Below are 22,555 nucleotides of genomic sequence, written 5' to 3'. Positions count from 1 at the left end.
ATGCGTGCCTGGGTGGTCGAGGTGCCCGGCCCGATCGGCGACGGGCCGCTGCGGCGGGTCGAGCGTCCCGAGCCGGTGCCCGGCCCGCGGGCGCTGCTGGTGCGGGTGAGCTGCTGCGGGGTGTGCCGCACCGACCTGCACCTCGCCGAGGGTGATCTGCCGCCCCGTCGGGCGGCCGTGGTGCCGGGGCACGAGGTCGTCGGTGTCGTGCAGGCCGTCGGGTCGGGCGTCGGCCGGTTCGCCGTCGGCGACCGGGTCGGCGTCGCGTGGCTCGGCGGCACCGACGGCAGCTGCCGGTTCTGCCGGCGCGGTGAGGAGAACCTGTGCGAGCGGCCGGTGTTCACCGGCTGGGACGTCGACGGCGGGTACGCCGAGGCCTGCCTCGTCGACGAGCGGTACGCCTATCGCCTGCCGGACGGCGTGGAAGACGAGGAGGCCGCGCCGCTGCTGTGCGCGGGGATCATCGGGTACCGCGCGCTGCGGTGCGCCGCGGTGCCACCGGGCGGAGCGCTGGGCATCTACGGCTTCGGCGGGAGCGCGCACCTCACCGCGCAGGTCGCCCTCGCGCAGGGCCTGCGGGTGCACGTGCTGACCCGCGGGGAGGCGAACCGGCGGCTGGCCGCGGAGCTCGGCGCGGACTCGGTGGGGAGCGCGGAGGACCTGCCTCCGGAGCCGCTCGACGGGGCCATCCTGTTCGCGCCCGCGGGTGGTCTGGTGCCCCTGGCGCTGCGGGCCCTGGATCGCGGCGCCACGCTCGCGGTGGCCGGCATCTGGCTGTCGGCCATCCCGTCGCTGGACTACGCCGGCGAGCTGTTCGGCGAGCGGCGGCTGCGCAGCGTCACCGCGAACACCCGGCAGGACGGCGAGGAGTTCCTCCGCCTGGCGGCCCGCCTCGGCGTGCGGGCACGGACGGTGCCCTATCCCATGGACGAGGCTCCCGCCGCGCTGGCCGACCTGGCCTCCGGTCGCTTCAGCGGAGCCGCGGTGCTGCACACCTGACCGTGCCCGTGAGGCACCGCAGCAGCGGGTCGCCCCTCTGCCGACGCGGCGGCACCCGGGCAGGCCCGGACCGCCCACCTGGGTCGGGGCGGGCGGGGCGGGCCTGGCGACCGAGCTCCTGGTCTGGGGTGCAACCGGCCCGGGGCGCAACCGGGCGGGAGAGGGGCTGGTCCGGGGAGCGGGTCAGAAGGGCGGCGGATCATCGACGGGCGCGGCCGCCGTGCGAGCCGGTGCGGCGGCCGGCCCCAGGTCGGGCGGCACGTCCAGCTCGGCGTGGGGGAGGTGGCGCCAGCCCGGGGGTCGGGTGGTGCGGGTGACCCCCGAGGGGCTGGTGACGGTCAACAGGCCCTCGGCGGTGAGGGTGTAGGTCCAGCCGCGGGCGTGGGTCTTGAGCCGGTGGTGCCGCCGGCACAGGCAGCACAGGTTGGCGCAGTCGGTCGCCCCGCCCTCGGCGTGCGGGACGACGTGGTCGATGTCGGCCCAGCCGGCGCGGTTGGCGCAGCCGGGATGGCGGCAGTGCCGGTCGCGCGTAGTCACGAAGCGGCGCTGGGCCGCGGAGGGCCGGTAGCGGTCGACGGCCGGCGGCCGGTCGACGAGCGGGCAGCGGCAGGCGACCGGCTCGCCGCCGTCGGGGCTGGGGCCGTCGTAGCCGGTGGTGCCGGGATGCGCCGGGCAACCGCGGGCGGCCAGCAGCTGGAGCTGGGCGCGGGTGAGCACCGCGCGCAACTCGCCGGTGGCCGGGTCGGTGATGCCGATGTGCAGGGTGCCGCCGGGCGGGGCCTGCAACCCGCCGGGGCACAGCGCCTCGATCCGTTCGAGAAGGGTGCGCAGGTGGGCGGCGGTGATCGGCTGCCCGCCCGGCCGGGCAGGCTCGGGCACCCGGTAGCCCCACCCGGCGAGCCCTCCGTCGGACGCCAGGCCGGCGGGCCCCAGGGCCGACGCGAGCCGGACGGCGGGGAAGAAGCCGGTGCCGGTGCCCCCGGCCGCGTCAGGGGCCACGGCAGCGGCCGCCAAGGTGTCCAGCGGAGCGAGCACGGTCAGCGCGGCGGTGACCGGCGGGCGGCTCGTGTCCCAAGGGCGCAGGAGCAGGTCGCACAGCGCGGCGGCGCGGAGCGTTCCGAGCGGTCGCTCGTCACCGTCGTCGCGGACCCACCTCGCGTGCGTGTCCAGCACCTCCCGGCAGGCCTGGGCGGCCTCCAGCGGGAGGACGGCGGACAGCTCGGCCATCCCGTCGGGCAGCTGCTCCACCCGCACGTCGGTGTCGTGGCGCTGCGCGGCGGCCCGGCGGGCGTCGGCGGCGGCCGCGTCGGAGCGCAGCAGCTCGGCCCGCACCGCGGCCCGCAGGCTGCGCACCGAACGGTCGGCCGCCGTGGGCAGCACGGCGGCCTCGATCCCGGCCAGCACCCCCGGCGTGGTGTGCACCGTGGCCAGTCGGAGCTCCTCGGCGATGCCGCGGGCCCGCGGCCAGTCCAGCGTCCCGTCCGCCAGCGCGGCCTTCGTGGCCGGCAGCGCGTCGGCCAGCAGCAGCGCCTGCCCGGCGGCCACGGTCGCCGCGGTGCGGGAGCAGGACAGCGCGAGAGCCAGCTCGTCGGCGAAGAACTCGCTGACCCCGGCCGGCGCGGCCGGCCCGTCGGACCTGCTCGCCGGGCTGGCCGCGCCGGGCGTGCCCGGTGGAGGGTCCAGGTCGGCCGGGCGGCGGGTGGCCAGCTCGGCGATCAGCTCCACCCGGTACGCGGCCAGCCGCGCCTCCAGCTCGACCAGCCGGCCCAGCTCGGCGGCGATACCGGCATCGCTGCGCGCGGCCGGGGGCAGGATCTCCGCCAGTCGGGACGGCCGCGCCACCACGCCTGCCGGCAGCGCGTCGGGGCCGTACCCGGCGGGCACGTTCCACTCGACCGGGCGCAGCTCGGCGACGGCCAGACCGACCCCGAACCCACCGCCGTCGAACACGTGTACGAGTGAACACCAGGGCTCTGACAATTCCTGGACCGACGAGGCCGGATCCTCGTCGCCGACGGTTCTCCGCCGAGGCGGAGCCCAGCCGAACAGGTCCAGCCGTACGGCAGGGCCGGGCGCCCGGAGGGGGCCGGCGATGAGTCCGGACGGCCGCGGGCGTCTGAGCGACATGGAGTCCCGCACGACCACCGACCGTTTCGCGCCCGTGCAGGCCGCCCTCCAGCGGCAGGTCGACGAGGGCCGGGTGCCCGGCTTCGTGGCCGCCGTCCGTTACGCCGGCCGCGCCGAGGTGCTCACCGGCGGCCGACCGCACCTCGACGCCGACGCGCCGATGCGGGCGGGCACGCAGTTCCGCCTCGCCTCGGTGTCCAAGCCGTTCGCCGGTGCGCTGACGCTGTCCCTCGTCGAGCACGGCGCACTCGGCCTCGACGACCCGGTCGACCGCTGGCTGCCCGAGCTGGCCGATGCACGCGTGCTCTCCGCCCCGGGCGCCGACCTCACCGACACGCGCCCCGTCGACGAGCCGATCACCGTGCGCCACCTGTTGACGAGCACGGCCGGCTTCGGCGGCCTCTGGGACGACTCGCCGCTCGCCGTCGCCATGGACGAGCGAGGGCTGAGCCCCGGTCCCTTCCCCCCGACCGTGCCGCCCGACGAGTACCTGCGCCGCCTCGGCGGGCTGCCGCTCGCCGCCCGGCCCGGCGAGCGGTGGCTCTACCACACCAGCACCGACGTCCTGTCCGTCCTGCTGGCCCGGGCCACCGGGCGGCCGCTGCCCGACCTGCTGGCCGAGCGCGTCACCGGGCCGCTGCAGCTGCACGGCACCGGCTTCACCGCCGATCCCGCCCGGCTCGCCACCCAGTACGCGCCCACCGACGACGGTCTCGCCCTCCTCGACCCGCCCGGCGGGCGGTTCGCCCGCCCGCCGGCGTTCGCCGGGCTGGCCGCCGGGCTCGTCTCCACCGCCCCCGACGTCCTCGCCTTTCTGTGCGCCCTCGCCGACGGCGGGTCACCCGTGCTGGGCCCGTCGTCGGTGGCGCTGATGACCACCGACGCTCTGGCACCCGAGCAGCGCGCGCCGGCGCAGGACTTCCTCGGCCCCGGCATCTCCTGGGGTCTCCAGGTCGGCGTCACCGTCGAGGCCGACGGCGAGGGGCGGCGGCCCTGGGCGACGCCCGGCCGCTGGGGCTGGGACGGCGGCACCGGTACCTCGGCCTGGGTCGACCCGGCGCACGGCCTCGTCGGCGTCCTGCTCACCCAGCGCCTCATGGGCGGCCCGGACGACGGCCCCGACGCGTTCTGGGCCGCCGTCCACGACTGCCTCTAGCCCACCGCCAGCCGGACGACGGGCCGCGCGGGCTGCGGCCGGGCCACCTCGGTGAAGCCGGCGCGCAGGAACACCGGCAGCACCCCGTGGTACAGCTCGGCCGCCGATGCCGGACGGCGGACGGCGGGGTCGACCGGATAGCCCTCGACCACCGCCGCCCCGCCCCGCCGTGCCAGGTCGACCGCGCCGGCGAGCAGCTCCGCCGACAGGCCCTGCCGGCGCGCGGGACGGCGGACGACGAAGCAGGTCACCGACCAGACGGCGGGATCGGCGAGCCCGGAGTCCTCCGTGAGCAGCGGCGAGCGGGTCAGCCGCGTGTACCCCGGACGCGGCGCGACGGCGCACCACCCGCTCGGGACGCCGTCCAGGTAGCCGAGCACCCCGGGGGACCCGGCGTCGAGCTGCGTCCGCAGCGCCGCCCGGTTGGCGTCGGCGTGCGCGCGGTCGGCGACCGCCCCGCGGAGGAACCACTGGCACCAGCACCGGCCGGGGTCGCCGGGCCCCGCGAACACCGCGACCACGTCGGCCCAGCGGTCCGCCGTCGCCGGGACGACGTCGACCCCGGAGGCGCCGGTCGCCACCGTCACGACCCGATCGGCAGCCCGGTGTAGTTCTCCGCCAGCTCGCGCTGCGCGGGCTCGGACGCGCACACCCGCTCCAGCTGCGAGAGCTGCAGCCGGGCGTCGAAGTCGTCGCCGTGGCGGTGCAGCATCGACGTCATCCACCAGGAGAAGTGCGTGCACCGCCAGACCCGGCGCAGCGCGGTGTCGGAGTAGGCGTCGACCAGGTCGCTCTCCTTCTCCTGCAGCAGCCGCACCAGCGCCGTCGCCAGCAGGGTCACGTCGGCCACCGCCAGGTTCAGCCCCTTCGCGCCGGTCGGCGGCACGATGTGCGCGGCGTCGCCGGCGAGGAACAGCCGCCCGCGGCGCATCGGCGCGCTGACGAACGAGCGCATCGGCAGCACCGACTTCTCGATCACCCGGCCGGTGTTCAGCGACCAGCCCTCCAGCGCGAAGCGGGTCGCCAGGTTCGCCCAGATGCGGTCGTCGGACCAGTCGTCGATCCGTTCGTCGGGCGAGACCTGCAGGTACAGCCGCGAGATCGACGGCGAGCGCATCGAGTGCAGCGCGAAGCCCTCGGGGTGCCACGCGTAGATCAGCTCGTCGGTCGCCGGGGGCGCCTCGGCCAGGATGCCGAGCCAGGCGAAGGGGTAGACCCGCTCCCACGTGCGGCTGTCGGTCCCGGCGACGACCGTGGGCCGCGAGACGCCGTGGAAGCCGTCGGTGCCGGCGACCACCTCGCACTCGAGCACCTGCGGCGTGCCGTCGGCGCCGGTGAACCGGACGCGCGGGCTGTCGCCGTCGACGTCCTCCGGCACCACGTCCGAGACCTCGAACAGCAGCGGCGGACCGCCGTCCAGCTGGGCCCGGATCAGGTCCTTGGTCACCTCGGTCTGGCCGTACACCCACACGGAGCGGCCGCACAGCGACGGGAAGTCCAGCTTGTGCCGCGTGCCCGGGTGCTGCAGGTAGATGCCGGAGTGCTCCAGCCCCTCCCGGCGCAGCCGGTCGCCGACCCCGGCGGCGGTCAGGGTGTCGACGGTGTGCTGTTCGAGGATGCCGGCGCGGATCCGCGCCTCCACGTAGTCGCGGGAGCGGTTCTCCAGCACGACCGAGTCGATGCCCTGCAGCCACAGCAACCGCGAGAGCAGGAGGCCGGCCGGGCCGGCGCCGATGATGCCCACCTGGGTACGCACGGGGGGAGTGTGCCCCCGATCACGGCGGGGACGAACCGCTCGCTCCCGGTCAGCGGAAGTCGCGGGTGCGGGCGAGCTCGCGGCCGATGCTCCGGGCGGCCACCTCGAGCACCGGCACGAGCCGGGCGGTGTCGCGCCGCGAGCTCGGGACGACGATGCCCAGCGCGGCGGCCACGACGTCGGTGCCCGAGGGGCGGGGCACGCGCACCGGCACGGCGACCGAGGACGCCCCGAGCGTCATCTCCTCCGAGGTGCGGGCGAAGCCGCGCCGCCGGACGTCGGTGATCTCCCGCCGCAGCCGGGCCGGGTCGACGACGGTGTGCCGGGTCTGCCGGGTCGCCGAGCGCAGGACCTCCTCGACGACGTCGTCCGGCGCGGCCGCCAGCAGCACCTTCCCGACCCCGGTGGCGTGCAGCGGCAGTCGGCTGCCCACCTGGCTGACCACGGGCACCGACTCGCGGCCGGAGATCCGCTCGACGTACAGGGCCGACCGGCCGTCGCGGACGGCGAGGTGCACCGTGTCGCGGGTGGCGGTGTGCACGTCCATGAGGAAGGGCGTGGCCACCACCCGCAGCTCGGCCTCGACCGGCGCCAGCAGTCCCAGGTCCCACAGCTTGCGGCCGATCTCGTAGCGGCCGTCGGAGCGGCGCACCAGCGCCCCCCACTCGGTGAGCGCGGCGAGGATCCGGTGCGTGGTGGTCAGCGGCGTGCCGGAGCGCTCGGCGATCTCGGTGAGGGTCAGCCGGGGCGCCCCGGCGTCGAAGGCGTCGAGGACGCCGAGCGCGCGCGCGGTCACCGCCCGGCCGGTCGTGCCGTCGCCTCCTGCCACACCGTCCTCCTCGTGCGGTCGCGGGACCCGGTACGGGCCGGGGTCGCGGCGCTCAGCCGGTGGCCGCGCGCCGCCGCGCGCGCCGGTGCGCCGCCATCCGCACCGGGGCGTCCGTCGTCCCGTACCCGTCGTGACCGCCGAGCCGCTGCACCACCTCGAAGAAGACCCGGCCGCCGAGCACCTCCGTGGCGAGGTGGAGGTAGCCGCCCCGGTCGTCCTCCTCGTACATCAGCCCGTGCTCGCGGACCGCGGCGAGGAGGTCCGGCGGCAGGTCGAAGCGGGCCTCGACGTCGTCGGCGTAGTTGGCGGGGATGTCGAGCAGCGGCGCCCCGGCGGCGCGCAGCCGCCGCGCCGACTCCACGATGTCGTCGGTGGCGAAGGCGACGTACTGGGGATCGGGGACGCCGGGGGTCCAGCCGCCCCGGCGCAGCGCGGCGACGCTCAGGGCCAGCCGCACCCGGCGGTCGGCGCCGGTCACGGCCCGCGTCCGGACCAGCCCGAACGGGGCGGCCACCTCGGTGACCGCGGAGAGCTCCAGGCCCAGCACGGCGTGGTAGAAGAGCGCGGCCTCGTCGAAGGAGTCGAAGGGCTGGGTGAGCCCGACGTGGTCGACGGCGAGCAACCCGGCACCCGGGGAGACCGCCTCGCCCGTGGGCAGGAAGTCGGCGGGCCAACCGCCGGGGCCGGTCCGCGTGAAGAACACCTGGGTGCCGTCCGGCGCGGCGATCGCGGACAGCTCGGCCTCCGCCGTGCCCCGCGTGCGCGGCAGCACCGGCGCCCGGAACGCCTCGGCGCGGGCGGCCGAGCTGGCCGGGTCCTCGCTCTCCAGCCCGAGCGCGGCGACGCTGGCGACGTCCGGGCCGCCGGGGTCGACGACCGCCGCGTTGAGCAGGACCCGGGCCTGGCCCTGCTGCCAGAGCTGCACCGGCTTGGAGCGGTGCTGGCCGGTGTGCGCGAACCCCAGCGACCGCAGCGTGCCGGCCACCCGCGGCCCCGAGACGCCGTCGACGGCCAGCTCGGTGAAGGCGTGCCCGGTCAGCGCCGGCGCCGTCGGCGGGTGGCCGGCGCCGGGGGAGGTGCGGGCGTGCGCCTCCTCGAGCCACAGCAGCGAGCGCATGGCGTCGACGGCCGTCCGTGCCGGGTCGGACTGCCGGAACACGTCGTTGAAGACCTCCAGCGACAGGGGACCGGTGTACCCGGCGGCGAGCACGCCGTCGAGGAAGCGGGGGAGGTCGAAGGCGCCCTGGCCCGGGAAGAGCCGGTGGTGCCGGCTCCACTGCAGCACGTCCATCTGCAGCTGGGGTGCGTCGGCCAGCTGGAGGAAGAAGATGCGCTCGCCCGGGACGGCCGGGAAACCGGCCGGGTCGCCCCGGCGGGAGAGCACGTGGAAGCTGTCCAGGCACAGGCCCACGGCGGAGGAGCCGGCCCGCCGGACCGCCTCCCACGACGCGTCCCAGGTGGAGACGTGCCGTCCCCAGGCGAGCGCCTCGTAGGCGATGCGCACGCCCCGGTCGGCGGCCGGCGAGGCGGCCGCGGCGAGCTGCTCGGCCAGCCGGTCGAGGTCGGCGACGGCGTCGGGGGCGACGGACGAGCAGACCAGCACGGTGTCCGTGCCCAGCCGCGCCATGACGTCGAGCTTGCGCTCCAGCCGCCGCAGGTTGCGGCGGAAGCGGTCCGGATCGGTCGAGTCGAGGTCGCGGAAGGGTTGGTAGAGGTCGATCGACAGGCCGAGGTCGGCGCACCGGGCCGCCACCTCGGCCGGTGACCAGGGCGAGGCGATCAGGTCCGGCTCGAAGAGCTCGATGCCGTCGAAGCCCGCGCCCGCGGCCGCGGCGAGCTTGTCCTCGAGGGTGCCCGAGAGGCAGACGGTCGCGATCGTCCGGCGGCCCCGGCCCGCACCCCGTCCCGGGCGAGGAGGGCGGGGAGCCTCGTCAGCCGACGCGGACGCCACGACCCGTCTCCTCCACCAGCGTCGTGAAGTGGGCCAGCATCCGCTCGGGTCGTGGATCCACGCCGGTGAAGAGGCGGAAGGCGTCGACGGCCTGGAAGACGGCCATGCCGCCGCCGTCCATGACCCGGCAGCCCCGACCGCGCGCGGTGCGGACCAGCTGCGTCTGCAGCGGCCGGTACACGATGTCGGCCACCCAGAGGTCCGGGCGCAGCAGCGCCTCGTCCACCGGGAGACCGGGGTGCTCGGCCATGCCCGTCGGGGTGGCGTGGACCAGCCCGTCGGCTCCCGCGAGGCGGGCGGGCAGCTCGGCCGCCGGGCGGCCGACGACGCGATCGGTGCCGAAGCGCTCCCCGAGGGAGCCCGCCAGCGCCTCGGCGCGCGCGCCGTCGACGTCGAGGACCGTGAGCCGCCGGACGCCGAGGGTCAGCAGCGCGTGGCCGACGGCGGAGCCGGCGCCGCCCGCACCGAGCAGGACGACGCCGTCCAGCCGGACGTCGGACAGCTCGCGGTCGAAGGCGCGGGCGAAGCCGGACCAGTCGGTGTTGTGCCCGATCGCCCGCCCGTCGCGGAAGACGACCGTGTTGACCGCGCCCAGCGCCCGCGCGTCGGGCGACAGCTCGTCCAGGTGCTCGATGACCAGCTGCTTGCACGGGTGGGTGACGTTCAGCCCGTCGTACCCGACCAGCCGGGCCGCGGCCACGACCTCGCCGACCGCGCCGGCCGGGAGGCCGAGCCGGTCGAGGTCCAGGCGCCGGTACAGGTAGCGCAGGCCCAGCTCGTCGGCCTCGCGCTCGTGCATCGGCGGGGTCAGCGAGGGGCCGATGCCGGTGCCGAGCAGGCCGACGAGGAACGAGTGCGAGCCGGAGGTCATGGGCCTCTCCCGTCGTATGTACCAACTGGTGAGTTCATGTGCAGCAGACCACACGGTGCGGTGCCCGCGCTAGGGGTGGCGGGGGAATCGCCGCTCGCGACCGGTTGACGCCGTGAGGTGCGTCACAGTAATGTACGAACTAGTTCATCCACGCAGTGATCGCCGCTACAGTCCCGTCGTGTCCCCGGTCACAGCCGGCCGGCCCGGACACCGCTTTCCCGGCGCGACGAGCGCCCGTCGAACCGCCGCCGACCCTCCGTCGACGGCACTCCGCACCGCTGTCCGCGCCCAGCGGGCACCACCCGTCCGAGGAGGACCCATGCGTGACGCCGTGGTCGAGCCCTCCGGCTCGCACGAGCCCGAAGAATTCCGCAAGTCACCCAGGAAGGCCGCGGCCAGCGGCTGGATGGGCAGCGCACTGGAGTACTACGACTTCTTCATCTACGCGCAGGCCGCCGCGCTGGTGTTCCCGACGATCTTCTTCGCGGAGAGCGACCCGCAGGTGGCGATCATCGCGTCGCTGGCCACCTTCGGCGTGGGCTACGTCGCCCGGCCGATCGGGGCGTTCGTGCTGGGTCACTGGGGTGACACCCACGGCCGCAAGAACGTGCTCGTGCTGTGCATGCTGCTGATGGGCGTCTCCACCTTCCTGGTCGCGTTGCTGCCCACCTACCAGCAGGTGGGGCTGCTGGCACCGGCGCTCCTGGTGGTGCTGCGCCTGGTGCAGGGCTTCGCGGTCGGCGGGGAGATCTCCGGCGCCAGCGCGATGATCGTCGAGCACGCCCCCTTCGGCCGGCGCGGCTACTACGCCAGCTTCACGCTGCAGGGCGTGCAGGCCGGGCAGATCCTCGCGGCCGCGGTGTTCCTGCCGCTGTCGGTCGCGCTGCCCGAGGCGGCGTTCCAGTCGTGGGGCTGGCGCATCCCGTTCCTGCTGTCCGCCCTCGTGGTGGTCGCCGGGTACGTGATCCGGCGCCGGGTCGACGAGACCCCGGTGTTCCAGGAGGAGGCCGCGCACGGCGAGGTGCCCAAGGCGCCGATCGTCCAGGCGGTGCGCGAGAGCGGCAGGGACATGCTCCGCGTGGTCCTCATGGCGCTGATGAACGCCGTGCCGGTGGCGACCACCGTCTTCGGTGCCGCCTACGCGACCAACGAGGAGGAGTACGGCATCGGCTTCAGCACCGCGACCTACCTATGGATCTCCGTGGTGGGCAACGCGGTCGCCGTGCTGCTGATCCCCTTCGTGGGCAACCTGTCCGACCGCATCGGGCGCCGGCCGTGCATCATCGTCGGGGCGCTGGGGTCGACGGCGCTGTCGTTCGCCTACCTCTGGGCCATCAGCCAGGGCTCCGTCGGGCTGGCCTTCGTCCTGGCCATCCTCATGTGGGGCGTCGTCTACCAGGGCTACAACGCGGTCTTCCCCGCCTTCTACCAGGAGCTGTTCCCCACCCGGACCCGCGTCACCGCCTTCGCGGTCTCGCAGAACCTGGGCACGATGATCACCGCCTTCCTGCCCACCCTCTACGCCATCGTGGCGCCGGGCGGGTCGAACGTGCCGCTGATCGTCGGCGGCATCACCTTCGGCATCGGGATCATCGCCGCGCTGTCGGCCTGGTCGGCCCGGGAGACCTACCGGGTGCACATGAACGACCTGGGTCGCGACGACGCGGTCGAGGTGCCGCGCGAGGAGTACGAGCGCATCCGCTCCGGCGCCTGAGCGCGTCCGCGCCCGCCCCCGGGCGCGTCCGCGTGGCGGCCCGAGCCGCCCACCCCGGTCCCGCCGGCCGGGCCGACCCCGGTCGGCCCGGCCGGCGGCGCCCTACGCTCGGGAGCGGTCAACCGTCGTCGAGGAGGCTCGTGGTCGTGTCGTCGTCCGCCCTGCCGGCACCGCTGCCGGCCCCCGAACGCCCGGGTGCCCGGGCGGCCGGTCCGATCGCGGAGCGCCACCGCGACGCCGAGCGCACCCGCGCCGAGATCCTCGACGTGGCCACCAGCGAGTTCGCCGACCGCGGGTACGCCGGTGCCCGCGTCGACGAGATCGCGGCCAAGACCAGCACGACCAAGCGGATGATCTACTACTACTTCGGCGGTAAGGAGCAGCTCTACGTCGCCGTCCTGGAACGGGCCTACAGCCGGATCCGCGGCCTGGAGCAGCGGCTCGACGTCGAGCACCTCGACCCGGTGGAGGCCATCCGCGCGGTGTGCGCGCTGACCTTCGACCACCACGAGGCCCATCCCGACTTCATCCGGCTGGTCAGCATCGAGAACATCCACCGGGCCGAGCACATCGCGCGTTCCGAGCGCCTGTCGACGCTGAACACCCCCGCGCTCGACGTCCTCGGGACCATCCTGGCCCGGGGCCGGGCCGCCGGGACCTTCCGGGACGACGTCGACGCGCTCGACGTGCACCAGCTGATCAGCGGCTTCTGCATCTACCGGACCGCCAACCGGTACACCTGGCGCGCGCTCTTCGGCCGGGACATGCTCGACCCCGGGCGCCGCGACCAGCAGCGCCGGATGCTGGGCGACCTCGTCGTCGCCTACCTCACCGCGGGCTGACCCCCCACCCGGCGGCGCCGTGCGGCCCTGCCCCCCCGACGCCCGGCGTCCCGACGCCCGGCGTCCCGACGAGGCTTCCGGTCAGCGGAAGGACGGTCTTGGTCCAGGTCGTGCTCCGGCCCTAGCGTCGCCGCCATGACCGGCATGACGACCCCGAGCGGTCTGGTCCTCCCGCGCTATCCCCGCCCGGGTGCCGAGGCCCTGACCCCCGTCGGCTTCCCCGACTACCGCAGCACCGCCTCCCGGGCGCCGCTCCTCGCGCCGGTCGACCTGCCCCAGCGGCTGACCGAGGTGACCGGACCGCTGCTGGGGGAGGGGCGGGTCACCGCGGCCGACGCCGACCTGACCCGCCAGCACGAGGGCGAGCCCCAGGGGCAGCGGATCATCGTGCACGGCCGCGTCCTCGACGGCGACGGCCGCCCGGTCCCCGACACCCTGGTGGAGATCTGGCAGGCCAACGCCGGCGGCCGCTACCGCCACGTCGTCGACAACTGGCCGTCGCCGCTGGATCCGAACTTCACCGGCCTCGGCCGGACGATCACCGACGGCCAGGGCCGCTACCGGTTCACCACGATCAAGCCCGGTGCCTACCCCTGGGGCAACCACCACAACGCCTGGCGCCCCGCGCACATCCACTTCTCGCTGTTCGGGCGCGCGTTCACCCAGCGCCTGGTCACCCAGATGTACTTCCCGGACGACCCGCTGTTCTTCCAGGACCCGATCTTCGGCGCGATCCCGGGGAGCGCCCGGCACCTGGCGATCAGCCGCTTCGACTACGAGCAGACCCAGGACAACTGGGCGCTGGCGTTCTCGTGGGACATCGTGCTGCGGGGGAGCGGCCAGACGCCGTTCGAGTCCGACGACGACGGGGATGTCGCGTGATGACGGCCGAGGGAGCATCGCAGGGAGCGCCAGCGACCGAGGAGCGGATCGAGGCCGGAACCACGCGGGACGGTGTCGCGTGAGCGCGCGGACGACGCCGAGCGCGACCGTCGGCCCGTACCTGGCGATCGGGCTCACGTGGGACGACGGTCCCTCCGCCGTCGAGCCCGGCACGCCCGGCGCCATCTGGCTGCGGGGTCGGGTGCTCGACGGCGCCGGCGAGGTCGTGCCGGACGCGATGGTCGAGACCTGGCAGGCCGACCCGGACGGGCGCTTCGACCACCCCGACGACCCGCGGGGGGCCCGGGCGCGCCCCGGCTTCCGCGGCTTCGGCCGGTCGCACACCGACAGCGGGGAGTACGCGGTCTGCACGCTCAAGCCGGGCCGGGTGCCCGACGGTGAGGGCGGGCTGCAGGCGCCGCACGTCGACGTCTCGGTCTTCGCGCGCGGTCTGCTCGACCGGGTGGTGACCCGGATCTACTTCGCCGACGAGGCCGAGGCCAACGCGGAGGACCCGGTGCTGCGCTCGGTCCCGGCCGACCGGCGCGGCACGCTGATCGCGCAGCCCACGGATGACGGCTACCGGCTCGACATCCGGCTGCAGGGGGACGGCGAGACCGTCTTCTTCGCGCTCTGAGCGGGTCGGGCAGGATCGGGCGGGTGACCGGCCTGTTCGACGGGACCTTCGCGCGCGGCCCGGTGACCGCGGCCGTCACCGACGAGGCGTGGCTGCGCGCGATGCTGGAGGTCGAGGCGGCCCTCGCCCGGGCCGCCGCCCGCCTCGGGCTGGTGCCGGCCACCGCCGCCGACGCCGTCACCGGCGCCTGCGCCGATCCGGCCGGTCTGGACCTGGCCACGGTCGTGGCCCGCGCCGCGGACGCCGGCAACCCGGTTCCCCCGCTGGTCACGGTGCTCCGGGACGCCGTGGGCCCGCGCGACTCCGTCGCCGTCCACGTCGGCGCGACCAGCCAGGACGTGCTCGACACCGCGCTCGTGCTCGTGGCGCGCACCGCGCTCGAGCGGCTCGACGCGTTGCTCCGCGGCGCCGCGGACACCGCGGCCGGCCTGGCCGAGCGGCACCGCGACGACGTCGTCATGGGGCGCACGCTCATGCAGCAGGCGCTGCCGACGACGTTCGGTCTCAAGGCCGCCGGCTGGGCGGCGGGGCTGGACGCCGTCCGCGAGCGGGGAGCCGAGGTGCGGGCCGCGCTCCCGGTGCAGTACGGCGGGGCGGTCGGCACCCTCGCGGGCAGCCGCGGGTCCGGGGTCGCGCTGCGCGCGGCGCTGGCCGAGGAACTGGACCTGGAGACCACGCCGGTCGCCTGGCACACGGTGCGGCTGCCGATCGCCGACCTCGCCGGTCTGCTCGGCGCGGTCGCCGGTGTCGTGGCGACCATCGCCGTCGACGTCGTCCTGCTCGCCCAGTCCGAGGTCGCCGAGGTGGCCGAGGTGGGCGGAGGGCGCGGCGGCTCGTCGGCGATGCCGCACAAGCAGAACCCGGTCGCGGCGATCTCCGCGCGGGCCTGCGCCCGCCGCGCCCCGGGACTGGTGGCCACGCTGCTGACCGCCATGGAGCAGGAGCACGAGCGCGCCGCCGGTGCGTGGCACAGCGAGTGGCCGGCGCTGACCGAGCTGCTGCGCACGGTCGGTTCCGCCGCCGCCTGGCTCGCGGAGTCGCTGGACTCGCTGCGGGTGGATCCCGCGCGCATGGCCGCGACGGTCACCGCCGCGGCCGGGCCGCAGCTCGCCTCGGCCGCGACCGAGGCGCTGGCCGGGACGCTGGGACGCGGTCCGGCCCACGAGGCGGTGGCCGAGGCGGTGCGGACGGCGCAGTCGGACGGGCGCCCGCTGGTTACGGTCCTCGCGGAGCGCACCGGCCTCGACCCGGCGTCCCTGCCCGTCGCGCCCGACCTCGGCGAGGCAGCCGCCCAGGTCGACGCCGTCCTGTCCGAGCACGTCCGAGTCGTCCACGGAGAGCCATGAGCGCGGTCGCCGTCTCCTACACCGTCGACGGGCCGGCCGGCGCGCCGGTCGTCGTCCTGTCCAACTCGCTCGGGGCCACCCGCGGCATGTGGGATCCGCAGGTCCCGCCGCTGGCCGAGCGGTACCGGGTGATCACCTACGACACCCGGGGGCACGGCGACTCGCCGGCGCCGGACGGGCCGTACACCCTCGACGACCTGACCGACGACCTCCTCGCGCTGCTGGACGAGGTGGGCGCCCGGCGGGCGCACGTGGTCGGGCTGTCGCTCGGCGGCATGACCGCGATGCGGCTGGCCGCCCGGGATCCCGGCCGGGTCGACCGGCTCGCAGTCCTCTGCACGTCGGCGAAGACCGATGCGCAGGGCTTCCTCGACCGCGCGGCCGCCGCGCGCAGCGGCGGCACGGCCGCCCTGGCCCCGACGGTGGTGAGCCGCTGGCTCACCCCGTCCTTCGCCGCCGGTCGGCCCGAGCTCGTCGCCCGGCTCGAGGGGATGATCGCGGCGGCCGACGACGACGGCTACGCGGCGTGCTGCGAGGTCGTGGCCGCGATGGACCTGCGCGAGGACCTCGGCCGGATCACCGCGCCTACCCTGGTGATCTCCGGGGCCGAGGACCCGGCGCTGCCGCCGGAGCACCAGAAGGCCATCGCCGACGGGATCCCCGGCGCCGAGCTGCTCACCGTCAGCCCGGGGGCCCACCTGGCCAACCTGGAACGCCCGCTGGAGGTGACCGGCGCGCTGCTCGCCCACCTCGACCTGGCAGGACCCGGCCGCACCGGTACAGCGGCAGGACCCGGCCGCACGGGTGCCACAGAGGGATCGGCGTGACCGACCGGCCGACGACCGACGACGCCCGCCGCGAGGCGGGCATGCGCACGCGCCGCGAGGTGCTCGGCGACGCGTGGGTCGACCGGGCCGTCGCCGGTACGACGCCGTTCACCGCCGACTTCCAGGACTTCATCACCCGCACCGCGTGGGGGGACCTGTGGCAGCGGCCGGGCCTGTCCCGCCGCGACCGCAGCCTGATGACGCTCTCGATCACCATCGCGCTGCGGCACTGGGACGAGTTCGCCCTGCACGTGCGCGCCGCCAAGAACAACGGCCTGACCGACGACGAGATCGCCGAGGTGCTGCAGCACGCGGCGGTCTACGCCGGAGTTCCCGCGGCCAACCATGCCTTCAAGGTCGCCGGCCCGATCCTCGCCGAGCTCCGCGGCGGCTGACCCCGGCCGTCGGCCGGGGCAGGCGGCGCTCCGCTCACGCGGAGGCGCTGCGTTCCGGGTCGCCGCTCCGAGGGGCGGTGCGGACGGCACGGACGGCGTGCAACGCGTAGCCGACCAGGTTCGGGGTGAGCGCCACGGCGTAGATGCCGATCTGGGCGGCGGTCGTGTGCACGTCGGCGCCGAAGGGGTCGAGGAAGTAGTGGTCGATGAATCCGTCCGGGTAGAGGGGTGCGCCGGCCGCCGCTCGCAGATCGAGCTCCCACACCGTCAGCGGGCACGGCTCCCCGGCCAGGTTGACGGCCAGGACGACCAGCGCGACGGGCGCGTGCAGGCACAGCAGCCGCGGCCACCGCAGCGCCACCAACGACCCGGTGAGCACGAAGAGCACCAGGGCGAAGTGCAGCGCCGCGACGGCGGAGGCCAGCACCAGCACACCTCCGAGTGTGCCCCGCCGCCTCGCTCCCGGACGGGCCCGGTGGCGGGGTGCGCGGTCGTCGGTGTCAGACGCCGACGGGCAGCCGCATCTCGGGGACGTCGTCCGGCACGGTCAGCGGGGCACCGGTCTTCTCGACGACCTCCTCCGGGCTGACGCCCGGGGCGACCTCGCGGAGGACCAGCCCGTCCTCGGTGACGTCGACGACGGCCAGGTCGGTGATGATCCGGTTGACGCAGGCCTTCCCGGTCAGCGGCAGGGTGCACTCCTCGACGATCTTGTGCGAGCCGTCGCGGGCGACGTGCTCCATCATCACGATCACCTTGCGGGCGCCGTGCACGAGGTCCATCGCCCCGCCCATGCCGTTGACCATCTTGCCGGGGATGAGCCAGTTGGCCAGGTCGCCGCGGGGGTTGACCTGCATCGCCCCGAGGACGGCGAGGTCGAGGTGCTGGCCGCGGATCATGCCGAAGCTCATCGACGAGTCGAAGAAGCTGGCCCCGGGCAGGATGGTCACCGTCTCCTTGCCGGCGTTGATCAGATCCGGGTCCTCCTCGCCCTCGAACGGGTAGGGGCCCACCCCGAGGATCCCGTTCTCGGAGTGCAGCACCACGTGGACGTCGTCGGGCACGAAGTTCGGCACCAGCGTCGGCATGCCGATGCCCAGGTTGACGTACTGCCCGTCCTCCAGGTCCTGGGCGACGCGGGCGGCGAGCTGGTCGCGGGTGAGCGCCATCAGGACCGGGTCCCTCCGTTCGGGTCGACGACCCCATCGGTGCCGGCGGCGGCCGGCGCGCCGGCCTGCTGCCGGGGGCGCGTGGTGCGCCGCTCGATGTTCTTCCCCTCGGTGCCGACCACCACGACGCGGTCGACGAAGATCCCGGGGAGGTGCACGTCCTCCGGGCGGATCTCGCCCGGCTCGACCAGCTGCTCGACCTCGGCGACGGTGATCCGCCCGGCCATGCCGGCCAGCGGGTTGAAGTTGCGGGCCGACTCGTGGAAGCGCAGGTTGCCGTGCCGGTCGCCGACCTCCGCGCGGACGAGCGCGAAGTCGGCGGTCAGCGCGGTCTCGAGCACGTACTGCACGTCGTCGAAGACCCGCACCTCCTTGGGCCGGCTCACCTCCACGACGTCGCCCTCGGAGTTGTAGCGCACCGGGATGCCGCCCTCGGCGACCATCGTGCCGACACCCGTGGGGGTGTAGAAGGCGGGGATGCCGGCACCGCCGGCGCGCAGCCGCTCGGCCAGCGTGCCCTGCGGGACCAGTTCGACCTCCATCTCGCCGGACAGGTACAGCCGGGCGAGCTCCTTGTTGCCGCCGACGAAGGAGCTGACCGTGCGCCGGATGCGGCCGGCGTACAGGAGCACGCCCAACGCCTGGTCGTCGACCCCGCAGTTGTTCGAGATCGTCGTCAACCCCGACGCGCCCTGCTCCAGGAGCGCGTCGATGAGCTTGATCGGCACCCCGCACAACCCGAAGCCGCCCACCGCGAGGGTCATCCCGTCGGCGATGTCGGCCACCGCGTCCGTGGTGCTCCGGACCACCTTGTCCACGCTCAACTCCGCTCCGTCGTCGGTCGTCGTCCGGTCAGTATCACGGTCGCGGTGCGTCTCGTGGCACCGGGCTGCGCGGCGTGCCCGTGCGCGACCGCGGGGTGACGCCGGGACGTCGGGTCCGGTCGCCGACCGGCCGCCCTGGCGCCGACGTCGCCGGTCGGCCGGTCCGCTACGTTGACCGTCGCATGAGCGGGGACCGTGGCGGTGCGTCCGCACCGTCGGAGGCCGTCGAGCCGCGCCTGCTTCCCGGCGCGATCGGCTTCCTCGACGCCCTCGTCATCGGCCTGGCGGCCACCTCGCCGGCGTACTCGCTGGCCGCGATCATCGGCGCGGTCGTCGCGCTGGTCGGCGTGCATGCGCCGGGGGTGCTGCTCGCCTCCTTCGTGCCGATGCTGCTCATCGCCTCGGCGTTCCACTTCCTCAACGAGGTCGACCAGGACTGCGGCACCACGTTCTCCTGGGTCACCCGCGCCATGGGCCCGTGGGCCGGCTGGCTGGCCGGCTGGGCCATCGCCATGACCGGCATCCTGGTCGTCGGCTCGCTGGCCGAGGTCGGCGTCGTCTTCACCCTCGACCTCGTCGGCCTCGACGACTGGACCGGCTCGAAGCCGGTCGTCCTCGTCCTGTCGGTGCTGCTCGTCCTGCTGATGACGATGCTGTGCGTGCTCGGCACCGAGCTGTCCGCGCGGCTGCAGGACTTCCTGGTCATCGCCCAGACAGCAGCGCTGCTCGTGTTCGCCGTCGTCGCGATCGCGCGCGGCGTCTCCGGCGACAGCCCCCTCGGCGGGCTGACCCCCTCCCTCGGCTGGCTCGACCCCTTCGGCGAGGGCGGGGCGGCGCTGACCAACGGCCTGCTGCTCGGCGTGTTCGCCTACTGGGGGTGGGAGTCGGCGGTCAACCTCACCGAGGAGACCCGCGACCCCGCCTCCGCACCCGGCCGGGCCGCCATCGTCTCGACCGTCGTCCTGCTGGTCACCTACGTCGGCGTCGCCTACGCCGTCGTCGCGTACGCCGGCACGGATTTCCTCGCCGAGAACGCCGACGAGGAGGAGGCGGTCTTCGCCATCCTGTCCGGCGACGTGCTGGGCGGCTGGGACTGGATCGTGCTGCTCGCCGTCGCGACGTCGGCGATCGCCTCGACGCAGACGACGATCATCCCGGCGTCGCGGACCGGGCTGTCGATGGCGCGGCGGGCGGCGCTGCCGCGTCGCTTCGGGCGCATCCACCCGCGGTTCCGGACCCCGGACGTCTCCACCTGGTGGGTCGCCGGGATCGCCATCGGGTGGTACGTCCTGGTGAGCCTGATCAGCGAGAACGCGCTGTTCGACTCGCTGACCGCGCTGTCGCTGCTCATCGCGTCCTACTACGCGCTCACCGGCATCGCCTGCGCCGTCTACCACCGGCGGCGGCTCACCCGGAGCGTCTCCACCTTCCTGCTGGTCGGTCTCGGGCCGGTCGTGGGCGCGCTGCTGCTGGTCTGGCTGCTGGTGCTGTCGGTGCGCGACCTCGCCGATCCGGAGAACTCCTACACCGGCCAGGCCTGGCTCGGCGTCGGCCCGCCGCTGGTCATCGGCGTCGCGATCTTCGTCGTGGGCCTGGTGGTGATGCTCTGGTGGCGCACCCGCGACGCGACGTTCTGGCGGGAGCGGCCCGGCGTGGCGGTCGACCCGGTCGACGGGGGAGCGGGGACGCCGTGAGCGTCGTGCCGGAGCTGCTGCACCTGCGGGTGGGGCACGCCGTCCGCGCTGGGCGGCCGGCCGCCCAGCCGCCGGGTGAGCTCCGCCGCCGCCCGGCCGGCCGCGGAGGCCAGCCGGCCGCGCCCGGGCGCGTCGACCTCCGGCGACGGGAAGGTCACGGCCAGGCCGGCGACCGGCCGGCCGGTGTGGTCCCGGACCGCCGCGGCCACCGAGGCGAAGCCGGGTGTCACCTCGCCGTCCTCGGTGGCCCAGCCGGCCTGCCGGACGGTGGACAGGGCGCGGCGCAGCTCCGACAGCGAGGCGGGCCCGGCGCCGTGCCGGTCGACGAACGCCGACGCGTCCGGGAACAGCGCGCGCACGTGCGCCGGCGGGAGGTGGGCGAGCACCGCCCGGCCGCTCGCCGTCAGCTGCGCGGGCAGCCGCACGCCGACGTCGGTGACCAGCGGCGGCCTGCCCGCTCCGCGCTCCTCGACCACGTAGAGCACCTCGCGGCCGTGGAGCACCGACAGGTGCGCGGTGTGCCCGACCGCGTCGGCCAGCCGCCGCAGCACCGGCCGGGCCAGCCGGGCGAGCGGCTCCTGCCGCAGGTAGGCGGTGCCGAGCTCGAACGCGCCGACGCCGAGGCCGTAGCGGCGCTCCTCCGGCAGGTGGACGGCGAGGCCAGCGGCGACCAGCTCGGCCAGCAGCGCGTACGCGGTCGACCGGGGCAGCCCCAGGTCCCGGGCGAGGGCCGCCGCGGGTGCCGGCCCGGGCAGCCGGGCCATCGCGGCCAGCAGCGCCAGCGCCTGCCGGGCGGCCGGCACGCCGGGGGACGGGCCCGCGCGCCGGCCCGCGGGCTGCGGGACCGGCGCGTGCGGGCCTGCCACCGCTCCAGCGTAGGGCGATGTCCGGGATACCGGACAGTCCCGGCGCCCGCCCCGTGGTGGCCGGGCCGCGGACGGTGTGGCATGGCGGTCGTGGTCCGGAACGAGCGCGGGCAGGTCGCGGTGGGCACCGGTCCGCTCGACCCCGCGGACGTCGTCCGGGTGGCCCGGCACGGCGCCGGCGTCCGGCTCACCGACGAGGCGCTGGCGGAGATCGCGCGCAGCCGGGCGGTCGTCGACGCGCTGGCCGCCGACGACCGGCCGCACTACGGGATCTCGACCGGGTTCGGTGCCCTGGCCACCCGGCACATCCCGGTCGACCGCCGCGCCCGGTTGCAGCGCAGCCTGGTCCGCTCGCACGCCGCCGGCAGCGGACCGGAGGTGGAGGGCGAGGTGGTCCGGGCGCTGATGCTGCTGCGCCTGTCGACCCTCGCGACCGGGCGCACCGGCGTCCGACCGGCGACGGCGCGGGCGTACGCCGCGCTGCTGTCCGCCGGGCTGACCCCGGTGGTGCGCGAGTACGGCTCGCTCGGCTGCTCCGGCGACCTGGCGCCGCTGGCGCACGTCGCGCTCGCCCTGATCGGCGAGGGAGCGGTGCGCGACCGGGACGGCCGGATGCTGCCCGCCGCGGACGCCCTGGCCGCGCACGGCATCGAACCGGTGGTGCTGGCCGAGAAAGAGGGCCTGGCGCTGGTCAACGGCACCGACGGGATGCTCGGCATGCTCGTGCTGGCGCTGGCCGACCTGCGCCGGCTGCTCACCACCGCCGACGTCGCCGCGGCGATGAGCGTCGAGTCGCTGATGGGCACCGACGCGGTGTTCGCCGCCGACCTGCACGCGCTGCGGCCGCACCCGGGCCAGGCCGATGCGGCCGCGAACCTGCGCGCCCTCCTCGCCGGCAGCGGGGTGATGGCGAGCCACCGCGGCCCGGAGTGCACCCGCGTGCAGGACGCCTACTCGCTGCGCTGCGCGCCGCAGGTGCACGGCGCCGCCCGCGACACGGTGGCGCACGCGACCGCGGTCGCCGGGCGGGAGCTGGCCGCGGCGATCGACAACCCGGTGGTGACCCCGGACGGGCGGGTCGAGTCCAACGGCAACTTCCACGGCGCGCCGCTCGGCTACGTGCTCGACTTCCTGGCGATCGCCGCCGCCGACGTCGCCGGCATGAGCGAGCGGCGCACCGACCGGTTCCTCGACGTCGCCCGCAGCCACGGCCTCCCGCCGTTCCTGGCCGGCGACGCCGGCGTGGACTCCGGGCACATGATCGCGCAGTACACGGCCGCCGCGGTCGTCGCCGAGCTGAAGCGGCTCGCGGTGCCGGCCAGCGTCGACACGATCCCCTCGTCGGCGATGCAGGAGGACCACGTGTCGATGGGCTGGGCGGCGGCGCGCAAGCTGCGCCGGGCGGTGGACGGCCTGGCGCGCGTCCTGGCGATCGAGGTGCTGACCGCGGCCCGCGCCCTGGACCTGCGCGCGCCGCTGACCCCGGCGCCCGCGACCGGCGCGGTGCGCGACGCCGTCCGCGCCGCGGGCGTGCCCGGGCCGGGGGAGGACCGCCGGCTGGAGCCGGAGATCGAGGCCGTCGTCGGCCTGGTCGGCAGCGGCGCCGTCGTGGCCGCCGCGCAGTCCGCGCTGGCGGGGCACGTCCTGACCTGACCGGACCGATCCGGGCC

The 22,555-nt window shown here is 75.7% G+C and carries 20 protein-coding genes and 1 pseudogene; 11 read left to right on the top strand and 10 right to left on the bottom strand.

Going from position 1 to position 22,555, the window contains the following annotated elements; all coding sequences use genetic code 11:
- On the top strand, nucleotides 1-999 hold the full coding sequence (locus OF117_RS00745; RefSeq protein ID WP_263550870.1) for a zinc-dependent alcohol dehydrogenase family protein: 999 nt from the start codon (nucleotides 1-3) through the stop codon (nucleotides 997-999).
- Between the two features lie 183 nt (nucleotides 1,000-1,182).
- Here the strand turns inward: OF117_RS00745 and OF117_RS00740 are convergent, their stop codons facing one another.
- Nucleotides 1,183-2,949: an HNH endonuclease signature motif containing protein gene (locus tag OF117_RS00740; protein WP_263550869.1), complete on the bottom strand. Its 1,767-nt coding sequence runs from the start codon at nucleotides 2,947-2,949 to the stop codon at nucleotides 1,183-1,185.
- 142 nt (nucleotides 2,950-3,091) lie between these two features.
- Between OF117_RS00740 and OF117_RS00735 the strand changes: the two genes are divergently transcribed.
- Nucleotides 3,092-4,282 carry a serine hydrolase domain-containing protein gene (locus OF117_RS00735; RefSeq protein ID WP_263550868.1) on the top strand — a complete coding sequence of 397 codons (1,191 nt, stop codon included), beginning with the start codon at nucleotides 3,092-3,094 and terminating at the stop codon, nucleotides 4,280-4,282.
- Here the strand turns inward: OF117_RS00735 and OF117_RS00730 are convergent.
- The 5 genes from OF117_RS00730 to OF117_RS00710 are packed head-to-tail and all read right to left on the bottom strand — an operon-like array spanning nucleotide 4,279 to nucleotide 9,689.
- Nucleotides 4,279-4,869 carry a GNAT family N-acetyltransferase gene (locus tag OF117_RS00730; RefSeq protein WP_263550867.1) on the bottom strand — a complete coding sequence of 197 codons (591 nt, stop codon included), beginning with the start codon at nucleotides 4,867-4,869 and terminating at the stop codon, nucleotides 4,279-4,281. The two genes, OF117_RS00735 and OF117_RS00730, sit on opposite strands and share 4 nt — an antisense overlap.
- Nucleotides 4,866-6,038, bottom strand: coding sequence for a 4-hydroxybenzoate 3-monooxygenase (locus OF117_RS00725; RefSeq protein ID WP_263550866.1), 1,173 nt, complete (start codon nucleotides 6,036-6,038; stop codon nucleotides 4,866-4,868). The genes OF117_RS00730 and OF117_RS00725 overlap by 4 nt, the downstream gene beginning before the upstream one ends.
- A 49-nt stretch (nucleotides 6,039-6,087) precedes the next feature.
- Nucleotides 6,088-6,867: an IclR family transcriptional regulator gene (locus tag OF117_RS00720; protein WP_263550865.1), complete on the bottom strand. Its 780-nt coding sequence runs from the start codon at nucleotides 6,865-6,867 to the stop codon at nucleotides 6,088-6,090.
- Between the two features lie 52 nt (nucleotides 6,868-6,919).
- The gene (locus OF117_RS00715) at nucleotides 6,920-8,818 is read right to left on the bottom strand and encodes a bifunctional sugar phosphate isomerase/epimerase/4-hydroxyphenylpyruvate dioxygenase family protein (protein ID WP_263550864.1); all 1,899 of its coding nucleotides are present in this window, start codon (nucleotides 8,816-8,818) and stop codon (nucleotides 6,920-6,922) included.
- Complete coding sequence (locus OF117_RS00710; protein ID WP_263550863.1) at nucleotides 8,799-9,689, bottom strand: shikimate dehydrogenase; 891 nt, start codon at nucleotides 9,687-9,689, stop codon at nucleotides 8,799-8,801. The genes OF117_RS00715 and OF117_RS00710 overlap by 20 nt, the downstream gene beginning before the upstream one ends.
- Nucleotides 9,690-10,008: 319 nt before the next feature.
- On the opposite strand from OF117_RS00710, the gene OF117_RS00705 reads away from it, so the two are divergent.
- From OF117_RS00705 to pcaC, 7 genes are all read left to right on the top strand, one after another.
- Complete coding sequence (locus tag OF117_RS00705; protein WP_263550862.1) at nucleotides 10,009-11,403, top strand: MFS transporter; 1,395 nt, start codon at nucleotides 10,009-10,011, stop codon at nucleotides 11,401-11,403.
- 140 nt (nucleotides 11,404-11,543) lie between these two features.
- Nucleotides 11,544-12,245: a TetR/AcrR family transcriptional regulator gene (locus OF117_RS00700; protein ID WP_263550861.1), complete on the top strand. Its 702-nt coding sequence runs from the start codon at nucleotides 11,544-11,546 to the stop codon at nucleotides 12,243-12,245.
- 135 nt (nucleotides 12,246-12,380) lie between these two features.
- Nucleotides 12,381-13,127 carry a protocatechuate 3,4-dioxygenase subunit beta gene (gene pcaH, locus OF117_RS00695; protein ID WP_263550860.1) on the top strand — a complete coding sequence of 249 codons (747 nt, stop codon included), beginning with the start codon at nucleotides 12,381-12,383 and terminating at the stop codon, nucleotides 13,125-13,127.
- A 79-nt stretch (nucleotides 13,128-13,206) separates the two neighbouring features.
- Nucleotides 13,207-13,764, top strand: coding sequence for a protocatechuate 3,4-dioxygenase subunit alpha (pcaG, locus tag OF117_RS00690; RefSeq protein ID WP_263550859.1), 558 nt, complete (start codon nucleotides 13,207-13,209; stop codon nucleotides 13,762-13,764).
- Nucleotides 13,765-13,787: 23 nt separating this feature from the next.
- On the top strand, nucleotides 13,788-15,110 hold the full coding sequence (pcaB, locus tag OF117_RS00685) for a 3-carboxy-cis,cis-muconate cycloisomerase (protein ID WP_263550858.1): 1,323 nt from the start codon (nucleotides 13,788-13,790) through the stop codon (nucleotides 15,108-15,110).
- Nucleotides 15,107-15,937 (top strand): 3-oxoadipate enol-lactonase, encoded by an 831-nt coding sequence (gene pcaD / locus OF117_RS00680; RefSeq protein WP_263550857.1) that lies wholly within the window; start codon nucleotides 15,107-15,109, stop codon nucleotides 15,935-15,937. Before pcaB ends, pcaD begins: the two co-directional genes overlap by 4 nt.
- Complete coding sequence (gene pcaC / locus OF117_RS00675; protein WP_263550856.1) at nucleotides 15,934-16,332, top strand: 4-carboxymuconolactone decarboxylase; 399 nt, start codon at nucleotides 15,934-15,936, stop codon at nucleotides 16,330-16,332. The genes pcaD and pcaC overlap by 4 nt, the downstream gene beginning before the upstream one ends.
- A 34-nt stretch (nucleotides 16,333-16,366) precedes the next feature.
- On the opposite strand, the gene OF117_RS00670 is transcribed toward pcaC, so the two are convergent.
- From OF117_RS00670 to OF117_RS00660, 3 genes are all read right to left on the bottom strand, one after another.
- A complete protein-coding gene (locus OF117_RS00670) occupies nucleotides 16,367-16,765 on the bottom strand; it encodes a DUF2784 domain-containing protein (RefSeq protein ID WP_263550855.1) in 399 nt (132 codons plus the stop codon).
- A 67-nt stretch (nucleotides 16,766-16,832) separates the two neighbouring features.
- Complete coding sequence (locus OF117_RS00665) at nucleotides 16,833-17,501, bottom strand: CoA transferase subunit B (RefSeq protein WP_263550854.1); 669 nt, start codon at nucleotides 17,499-17,501, stop codon at nucleotides 16,833-16,835.
- Nucleotides 17,501-18,319, bottom strand: coding sequence for a CoA transferase subunit A (locus OF117_RS00660; protein ID WP_263550853.1), 819 nt, complete (start codon nucleotides 18,317-18,319; stop codon nucleotides 17,501-17,503). The genes OF117_RS00665 and OF117_RS00660 overlap by 1 nt, the downstream gene beginning before the upstream one ends.
- Before the next feature lie 188 nt (nucleotides 18,320-18,507).
- Between OF117_RS00660 and OF117_RS00655 the strand changes: the two genes are divergently transcribed.
- Complete coding sequence (locus tag OF117_RS00655; protein ID WP_263550852.1) at nucleotides 18,508-20,019, top strand: APC family permease; 1,512 nt, start codon at nucleotides 18,508-18,510, stop codon at nucleotides 20,017-20,019.
- Between the two features lie 86 nt (nucleotides 20,020-20,105).
- Here the strand turns inward: OF117_RS00655 and OF117_RS00650 are convergent.
- Nucleotides 20,106-20,822: pseudogene (locus OF117_RS00650) on the bottom strand (IclR family transcriptional regulator); the annotation flags it as partial.
- A 144-nt stretch (nucleotides 20,823-20,966) separates the two neighbouring features.
- On the opposite strand from OF117_RS00650, the gene hutH reads away from it, so the two are divergent.
- Entirely contained in the window at nucleotides 20,967-22,538 is a 1,572-nt protein-coding gene (hutH, locus tag OF117_RS00645; RefSeq protein WP_263550851.1) for a histidine ammonia-lyase, read from the top strand.
- Nucleotides 22,539-22,555: the final 17 nt, after the last annotated feature.

The organism is Geodermatophilus sp. YIM 151500, assembly GCF_025716945.1.
GTDB lineage: Bacteria > Actinomycetota > Actinomycetes > Mycobacteriales > Geodermatophilaceae > YIM-151500.
Note: the sequence above shows the minus strand (reverse complement) of the source record. Positions and strands in the feature narration are given on the sequence as shown.

Coding starts and splice junctions, on each gene's coding strand:
- OF117_RS00745 (WP_263550870.1), top strand. CDS start 1: ATGCGTGCCTGGGTGGTCGAGGTGCCCGGCCCGATCGGCGACGGGCCG.
- OF117_RS00735 (WP_263550868.1), top strand. CDS start 3,092: ATGAGTCCGGACGGCCGCGGGCGTCTGAGCGACATGGAGTCCCGCACG.
- OF117_RS00710 (WP_263550863.1), bottom strand. CDS start 9,689: ATGACCTCCGGCTCGCACTCGTTCCTCGTCGGCCTGCTCGGCACCGGC.
- OF117_RS00705 (WP_263550862.1), top strand. CDS start 10,009: ATGCGTGACGCCGTGGTCGAGCCCTCCGGCTCGCACGAGCCCGAAGAA.
- pcaH (WP_263550860.1), top strand. CDS start 12,381: ATGACCGGCATGACGACCCCGAGCGGTCTGGTCCTCCCGCGCTATCCC.
- pcaD (WP_263550857.1), top strand. CDS start 15,107: ATGAGCGCGGTCGCCGTCTCCTACACCGTCGACGGGCCGGCCGGCGCG.
- OF117_RS00665 (WP_263550854.1), bottom strand. CDS start 17,501: ATGGCGCTCACCCGCGACCAGCTCGCCGCCCGCGTCGCCCAGGACCTG.
- OF117_RS00655 (WP_263550852.1), top strand. CDS start 18,508: ATGAGCGGGGACCGTGGCGGTGCGTCCGCACCGTCGGAGGCCGTCGAG.
- hutH (WP_263550851.1), top strand. CDS start 20,967: ATGGCGGTCGTGGTCCGGAACGAGCGCGGGCAGGTCGCGGTGGGCACC.